General features: G+C 63.5%; 6 protein-coding genes. 2 read left to right on the top strand and 4 right to left on the bottom strand.

The window, feature by feature from the left end:
- Positions 1-119: 119 nt before the first annotated feature.
- Positions 120-821 (bottom strand): antitoxin Xre/MbcA/ParS-like domain-containing protein, encoded by a 702-nt coding sequence (locus tag NKJ90_RS22165; protein WP_023758261.1) that lies wholly within the window; start codon positions 819-821, stop codon positions 120-122.
- A 277-nt stretch (positions 822-1,098) separates the two neighbouring features.
- Positions 1,099-2,091 carry an adenosine kinase gene (locus tag NKJ90_RS22160; RefSeq protein ID WP_352486769.1) on the bottom strand — a complete coding sequence of 331 codons (993 nt, stop codon included), beginning with the start codon at positions 2,089-2,091 and terminating at the stop codon, positions 1,099-1,101.
- Positions 2,092-2,328: 237 nt separating this feature from the next.
- Here NKJ90_RS22160 and NKJ90_RS22155 point away from each other — a divergent pair, with 237 nt between their 5' ends.
- Complete coding sequence (locus NKJ90_RS22155) at positions 2,329-3,231, top strand: DMT family transporter (protein WP_023758260.1); 903 nt, start codon at positions 2,329-2,331, stop codon at positions 3,229-3,231.
- A 170-nt stretch (positions 3,232-3,401) separates the two neighbouring features.
- Positions 3,402-4,106: a sulfate transporter family protein gene (locus NKJ90_RS22150; RefSeq protein WP_023758259.1), complete on the top strand. Its 705-nt coding sequence runs from the start codon at positions 3,402-3,404 to the stop codon at positions 4,104-4,106.
- 7 nt (positions 4,107-4,113) lie between these two features.
- Here the strand turns inward: NKJ90_RS22150 and NKJ90_RS22145 are convergent, their stop codons facing one another.
- Together NKJ90_RS22145 and NKJ90_RS22140 are read right to left on the bottom strand one after the other, a co-directional pair.
- Positions 4,114-5,112: a proline racemase family protein gene (locus NKJ90_RS22145; protein WP_023758258.1), complete on the bottom strand. Its 999-nt coding sequence runs from the start codon at positions 5,110-5,112 to the stop codon at positions 4,114-4,116.
- A gap of 14 nt (positions 5,113-5,126) precedes the next feature.
- The gene (locus NKJ90_RS22140; RefSeq protein ID WP_023758257.1) at positions 5,127-5,930 is read right to left on the bottom strand and encodes an isocitrate lyase/PEP mutase family protein; all 804 of its coding nucleotides are present in this window, start codon (positions 5,928-5,930) and stop codon (positions 5,127-5,129) included.
- Between the last annotated feature and the right edge of the window lie 70 nt (positions 5,931-6,000).

The raw sequence follows: 6,000 nt of genomic DNA, 5'->3' as shown, positions 1-6,000 counted from the left end.
CCTGTCCATGCCGTTCAACGGCTTCACTGGACGAGGTTAAGTGCTTGCAAAAGCTGCAAAATAGGCGCGTTTATGGACGGAAACTCTAGGCTAGGCGCGACCTGGATGTAGCAAAGCTATCAAGCCGGCGCGAAGACGCGTGCGGCCTTGACGACCTCCTCGACCTGATCCTGGCGAAGCAGGTCGATTGGGACTTGGCCTTCGAGGTCGGCCGAGGGCCGCGTCAGCCACAGCCACGCCAGCCTCGGATTGCTGATCAGGGACAGCACGGCGCGGATGCCCGCCACCGGCCTGCCGTCGACGAACTGCGCCAGCGGGAAAACATGTTTGCGGCCGCCCTTGCGCAAGGCGATGACCTCGCCCCGCCTTTGCCAGCGATGCAGGGTCGAGCGGGCGATGCGGAGCTTTTCTTCCAGATAGGTCGATCCTGCGACGCGGCCCGCCCAGTCCTCGATCAGCATCGATTCGAGGTCGTCGGCTCGCGGTGATGAAGAAACAGGTTCATCGATATCGGCCGGGGATGCCGGTCCTGTCGCGCGGCCAATGCCTGCCTCGCTACGGCGCGCGGCCTCCGCCGCCAGCGCGCGAACAAATTTCAAGGCCAAGCCGGGCAGGTCGGCATGGATGGTGTCGATAGCGCGCTGATGTTTCGGCGACAGCGAGGTGACGGCGGACGCAATGCTGCCGGCGATCTTGCCGACCGAGACCATGGTGGGCTTGTTGATGGCCTCATCATAGTGGGCAAGTGCGCGTTCGACGTCCTCCGCGATCATCTTCGCGAAGTCGTCCTGCTTGATGTCCTGGATCTGAAATTTGTTCATGCATCTGTCTTCCGGACCGCGCGCTCCTCCCAGCGGCGGGTTGTTGAACTTCTAGAGCGGAAAGCGGAAATCGCGGCGGCAACAGATGCAGCGGCCCGACAGCTTGCTGTCTTGCATTTCTGGACACCCCAATTGGCTATTGGCGCCCCGAAAGGTCAGTCGCGGGGCGCCTCGATTGCGTGTAGGTGCGATGTGTGACAGCCGCGCGACGGTGAGCGCACGTACGGCCAAGGTGCCGATCTCCCCACAAGGAGGGAGATCGGCGGCTTGATGGCCGCTACAGCAACCCCGCCTGCTCAGCCTCGCGGCGCAAATTCTGCCGCGGCCTGGGGCCAATCTGCTGGATCACCAATCCGGCCGCCAGTGAGCCAAGGTCGCCGCAGGTCTGCAGGTCGCGGCCTTGGGTGTATCCATGCAGGAAGCCGGCGGCATAGAGATCGCCGGCGCCCGTCGTGTCGACCAGTTCCTTGATCGCTGTCGCCTTGATGACCACGGTCTCGTCGCCGCGCACGATGACGGAGCCTTTCTCCGAGCGGGTCACGGCGGCGATACGGCAATCCTTGCGGATCTGCGCCAGCGCCTCGTCGAACGACGATGTCTGGTAGAGCGACTTGATCTCGTGGCTGTTGGCGAAGACGATGTCGACCGTGCCCGAACGCATGAGGTCGAGGAATTCGTCGCGGTAGCGGTCGACGCAGAACGAATCCGACAAGGTCATCGAGACTTCGCGGCCCGCCGCATGCGCCAGCTTGGCTGTCTGCCGGATTGCTTCCTTGGCGCGAGGTGGATCCCACAGATAGCCTTCGAAATAGGTGACCTTGGCGCCAGATGCCTTGTCGGCCTCGACATCCTCCGGTCCGAGCTCTACGCAGGCGCCGAGATAGGTGTTCATCGAACGCTCGCCATCGGGGGTGACGAAGATCATCGAGCGCGCCGTCGGCGGCTCGCCCTTGAGCGGCCTGGTGTCGAATGCGACGCCCTGGGCATGGATGTCGTGAGCGTAGATTTCGCCCAGCGTATCGTTCGAGACCTTGCCGAAGAAAGCGGCGCGGCCCCCGAAGCTGGCAACGCCGGCCGCTGTATTGCCGGCGCTGCCGCCGGAGGCCTCGATCGCCGGGCCCATGCGGCTGTAGAGCAATTCGGCGCGCTTTGTGTCGATGAGGTTCATCGCGCCCTTGATGATGCCGTTGGTTTCGAGGAATCCCTCGTCGCACTGGGCGATGATGTCGACAATGGCATTGCCGATGCAAAGCACGTCATATTTCGGCATCAATGTCTCCGCCAAAAACCCGAGCCGGCTTCTTGCCATGCCGGCCCGGCGCGGGTCTAGCGATTTGAAACCGGTTTGCCTAGGGCATGATACGGAACTTTGGCGAAACAGGCTGGAACGGGCCAAAGGTGCCGCCGCTGCGAGGCGCTATGACAATTCGACCGTGGCCGAAGCATTTCGTCGCCGCACAGCTTACAAGCCCGGCTCAGCCGATCACATTTTATAGCGAGCCAGCTCATGCCTGTAAAAAACGACATGACGACCGACCTGGTGTTGCTCGCCGTGCTGGCATTGCTCTGGGGCGCCTCTTACACCTTCATCAAGATCGGCGTCGAGACCATCCCGCCGGTCACCTTCATTGCCGCCCGCACTTTGATCGCAGGTGGTATCCTGTTCGCGATCATCCACTGGCGCGGGCTTGCAATGCCGGGGGATGCGGCAAGCTGGCGCCGCTTTGCCTTTCAGGCATGCCTCAACAGCGTCGTTCCGTTCACGCTGATCGCCGTGGCAGAACGCTCGGTGGATGCCGGCCTCGCCACCATCCTGAACGCGACCTCACCGATCTTCACCTTCCTCTTGACCGCGCTCGTTACCCGCCATGAGCCGGTCACCTTGCGCAAGCTGATTGGCGTCGGCGCCGGCATTACCGGCATCTGCCTCATCATCGGCACGCAGGTCCTGGGTGGTCTCGGTCACCAGTTGTGGGCGCAGCTTGCTATCGTCGCGGCGACGATCTGCTATGCCGGTGCGGCGATCTTTGGCCGTGGCTTCAAGGGCCTCGACCCCATGCTGCCGGCCGCTGGTTCGATGCTGTGCGGCGCCGTCATTCTGGTGCCGCTCAGCCTTGTGTTCGACCAGCCATGGACGCTGGCGCCGTCGACGGCATCGATCCTGGCGTTGCTCGGCCTGTCGGTGTTTTCCACCGCGCTGGCCTTCGTCATCTATTTCCGCCTCATCCATACGCTGGGCTCGGTCGGCACCACCTCGCAGGCCTACCTGCGCGTGCCCATCGGCGTCGGCATCGGCGCCCTCTTCCTCGGCGAAAGCCTGGGTTCGACGGCATGGCTGGGGATGGGTTTCGTCGTTGCCGGCGTTGCTGCCATGACCATACCGGTTCGAAAGCCGGCGTTTGCGCGGTAGAGCAATTCCAGGAAAAGTGTGAAGCGGTTTTCCCGGGAAAAGCGCACGGCGCTTTCCCTTGGGAATTGCGTCAAAACAAAGAACCAGCCCGCTTGTACGCGCGACCTAAGCTGCCTATCTCGGAAGCGTCCGCCGCTCGGCGGTGTCCGCTGACCTGGGGTTGAAGCACGGTGATTTTCGACGCAGCACGCACTGCGGTCCTCGAGCTGCTCTCGCCTCCGTTTCGTGCCGTGTTCGTGAAGACGCTTGGGCTGACCTTGCTGGCGCTGGTGGCCTTGTGGTTCGGCCTGACCAGCCTTGTCGAGTGGCTGGCGCTGCCTTGGCTGCAGACGCTGTTGCCCGGCATGCCGTCCTGGGCCGGCTGGCTCGGCGGCATCATCGCCGCCATCGCTCTTGCCTTCGGCATGGCACTGCTCATCGCGCCGGTGACGGCTGTTGTCGCTGGCCTGTTTCTCGACGATATCGCCGACGTGGTCGAGCATACCGACTATCCCGGCGATCCGCCCGGCCGCGCCATGCCGACGCTGCGCTCGCTGGTGCTGTCGATGCGATTCCTCGGCGTCGTCATTCTTGGCAACATCGTCGCCTTGCTGCTTCTGCTGGTGCCGGGCGTCAACATTGCCGCATTCTTCATCGTCAACGGCTATTTGCTCGGACGCGAGTTCTTCGAATTCGCCGCCATGCGCTTTCGTGGGGAAGACGAGGCCAAGGCCTTGCGCAGCCACTATGCCGGCACGGTGTTCCTCGCCGGGATGCTCATCGCTGCCTTCCTCGCCGTGCCGCTGCTCAATCTGGTGACGCCGCTGTTTTCTGCCGCCATGATGGTGCATCTGCACAAGGCAATCAGCGCGCGGGAAGTTGCCCGCCGCAGCTAAGCTCTATTCAGCGTAGGAGGAACCCGCACCCCAGTTCGTCGTCGGGCTCGACGATGAACTCAGCTCGCCCAGAATAATAGGCGCGGCCGCCGACGCGGGCGATGATCGCCTCGTGCTGGCCAGCCTTCGCCGTTCGCACCACGGACCCGGAAAAGCACGAGCCGGCGATGCTCTCGAACATGCGCGTCTGCCCGATCGCAATCTCGCCCTTGGCATGCATGGCCGCCAGCCGCGCGGTGACACCGGAGCCGGTCGGCGAGCGGTCGACCTCGGCCTCGGCGAAGACACAGATGTTTTTGGTCACCTCGCCGGAAAAGGCATCCTTTCCGTCGGTCAGGATGGTGCCATAGAGAAAGGCAAGGTCGGCGTGGTCGGGATGCGACAGCGGAAATTCGGCCTTCAGCCTGCCTGTCAGGGCCGTCGCCGCATCGACGAAATCGCGTACCCGGTCGCGGCCGAATTCGAGCCCGAATTGGTGGCAATCGGCCAGCGCGTAGAAGGCGCCGCCATAGGCGATGTCGAAACCGACCATGCCATAGCCCGCCAACTCTATCGTCTGCCCGCCGGCGAACAGGAAGCCCGGCACACTTTCGAATGACACCGCACCGGCCTTGCCGTCCATGACCTCGACCGAGGCGACGACCAACCCGCATGGCGCCTCGATGTTGACCGTCGTCACCGGCTCGCGTTTCGTCACCAGTCCTTCGTCGACGGCGTAGCGGCCGAGCGCGACGATGGCGTGGCCGCACATGGTCGAATAGCCCTCATTGTGCATGAACAGCACTGCGAGATCGGCGCGGGGAAGGTCCGGCTCGACCAGCAAGGCGCCATACATATCGTAGTGGCCGCGCGGCTCGAACATCAGGATTTTCCTGAGATGATCGAGATGGTCGCGCACATAGGCGCGCTTTTCCAGGATCGTGCCTCTGGGGATATCCGGATAGCCGCCAGTGACGATCCTGAGCGGCTCGCCGCCGGTATGCATATCGACGACGGTAAGCGTCATGCCGCGGACCCTATCTAAGCTGAAGACTTGCCAAACAGCGCCTGCAGCTTGCCGAACGGCATGGCGGCGCGGGTGAAGCCGAATGTACCATCCTGCTGGATCTCGCGCGCCGCGGTCTCCAGCATGCCATAGGCGAAATTGGTCAGCCACGGCCCGAGCGAAATACGCTTGACGCCGGCCATGGCCAGATCGGCGATGGTGAAGCCCGGCCTCGCCATGACGTTGACCGGCTTGCTGACCGCCGAGCAGATCGCACGCACCATCTCGACGTCACCGATGCCCGGCGCATAAAGCACGTCGGCGCCGGCCTCATCGAAGGCCTGAAGCCGCTTGATGGTGTCGTCGAGGTCGGACTTGCCCCACAGGAAATTCTCGGCGCGCGCGGTGAAGACGAAATCGCGCTTCAGCGCGCGCGCCGCCTCCACGGCCGCCGCGACGCGCTCAACGGCGTGCGAGAAATCATAGATCGGTCTGTCCGGGTCGCCGGTGTGGTCCTCGATCGAGCAGCCGGCAAGCCCGGCCGCTTCCGCCGCGAATACGGTTTCGGCGGCACTGGTCGGGCTGTCGCCCTTGCCTTTCTCGAGATCGGCCGAGACCGGCAAGCTGGTCGCCGCCGTCACCTCGCGGCAATGATGGATCATCTGGTCGAAGGTCACGGCGCCGTCCGGCAGGCCGCGCGAAAAGGCAAAGCCGGCGCTGGTCGTCGCCAGCGCCGTGAAGCCGAAAGAACCGAGCAGCTTCGTCGTGCCGATATCCCAGGGATTGGGCATGACGAAGGTCGAGGCATGCAGGTCGCGAAAGATCTTGCCCTTGTCCATGGTAGTTCCCCCTGTGCGGTGTGGCTAAACGGATTTTATCCTGCCTCATTTGGCCGGGCAAACGAATGCG

This window comes from Mesorhizobium sp. M0051 (assembly GCF_040323235.1).
Lineage (GTDB): Bacteria > Pseudomonadota > Alphaproteobacteria > Rhizobiales > Rhizobiaceae > Mesorhizobium.
This window is presented reverse-complemented; position numbering and strand designations above follow the sequence as displayed.